This is a genomic window from Oleiphilus sp. HI0043 (assembly GCF_001634935.1).
The window spans coordinates 1-1,580 of sequence record NZ_LWEY01001352.1 but is presented as its reverse complement, the minus strand read 5'-3'; the positions used below and the strand labels follow the sequence as shown (position 1 = coordinate 1,580).

2 protein-coding genes are annotated in these 1,580 nt (G+C 43.8%); both read right to left on the bottom strand.

Features of this window, described 5'->3' with window-relative positions:
• A partial coding sequence (locus A3729_RS18240; protein WP_231877465.1) for an FAD-binding oxidoreductase occupies nucleotides 1-734 on the bottom strand: 734 nt, incomplete at its 3' end.
• Nucleotides 735-930: 196 nt separating this feature from the next.
• A partial coding sequence (gene nhaD / locus A3729_RS18235; protein ID WP_197475906.1) for a sodium:proton antiporter NhaD occupies nucleotides 931-1,580 on the bottom strand: 650 nt, incomplete at its 5' end.

The window sequence follows — 1,580 nt, the reverse complement described above, 5'->3', positions numbered from 1 at the left end:
TCAGGAACGAGTGATTGAAGTTGTGAACTATTTATTAGGCCGCTTTTCTTTCCGCGTGAGCCAGTTTCTAGCACAAACTGACTATTAATATTTGAGCGACTGCTTGTNAACTCTTCAATCTCTTTTTTAAAAATAAGATCTTTGGCTGACTTAGCGTAATTTATAAACACAATATCACTGCGGTTACCTGTTTTTGACAGGTAGCGAAGCATTGACATGACGGGAGTTATGCCGCTTCCTGCAGAGAGAAAAAGAATCTTTCCTGGAGGGTGGTAGGGTAATACAAATTGTCCCTGCGCCTTACTGACATTGATTTCGTCTCCAACTTTAAGCTGTGAGAATAGCCAGTTTGAAGCTAATCCTTTTTCTATGCACTTAACCGTAATGGCGTACTCGTTTTGTTGTGCATGATCAAAGCCTAGCTCTGGCTGTGAAGACAAGGTGTATGTTCTTTCAACGGTTTCGCCTTTATTGTCGAACTTTATATTAATATGAGAGCCAGCGCTGTGATGATTTAAAGACTGTTTAGTTTTGAAGTAATAACTTTTGGTATCGTGTGTCTCTTTGACTATCCGGCTAATGCGTGCATTAATGGTAGGGGAGCGTTCATCAATAACTTCGCTCGCTCGTTTGTTTAGTCCAGCAGTGCTCTTGAAAAGATCTGCTACTTTCCGAGGCAGTTGCTTTAAAGACGCAACATCATTGAATGGTCGTTTCTGGCTGAGTGTGTCCATAATTTTCCTCGAGAGTGGTAGTAATTTAGGAGAACAGTTGTACTCTTAGATATAGACGTTATAGAAGGGGGTGTTGTTTGTCAATATAAACTTACAGGTGTACTCTGGAGTTTGATGTATGTCAGTTTATTGAAGGGGGGAGTTTTATAGGTGTAGAGTGGTGGCATTAGCAAGTCTATAAAAAATTCTTATAGCATTAGCTGTTGATTAATAGGTGTACCCAGATGCTGGCAGCGTAGCCGAGCGCGATGACTGGCGTCCATCTTAAATGGCTGAAGAAGGTATACTTTCCCCGAGCCTGGCCCATTAGAGCGACACCTGCGGCCGAACCGATTGATAACAGGCTGCCGCCAACACCGGCGGTCAGTGTGACCAATAGCCACTGTACGTGTGGCATGTCAGGGTTCATTGTTAGAATGGCGTACATCACCGGGATATTGTCAATTAAAGCAGATAAGACACCCACCATGATATTAGCGTTTGTTGCGCCAAATTCACCGTAGATATACTCAGAGCTAATTCCAAGGTAGCCAAGGAATCCCAGGCCTCCAACAGCCATTATGACGCCATAAAAAAAGAATAGCGTGTCCCACTCAGCATGGGCGATTTTAGAGAATACATCAAAGTCATAAGGGTCTTGGTTCGCGCCGGGAGGGTACTCAGAGCCGTGGTTCCAGGATTTGGACTTTTGGTTGAGGAAGTAACCGTAGAATTTAAGGTAGGCAAGGCCTGTGAGCATGCCAAATACCGGTGGGATGTGTAAGACGCTATGAAAGGTGACAGCCGTCGCAATAGTTAGGATAAATAAAATAGCTATAGGAACTCCACCAAACTTAACCGGGCGAG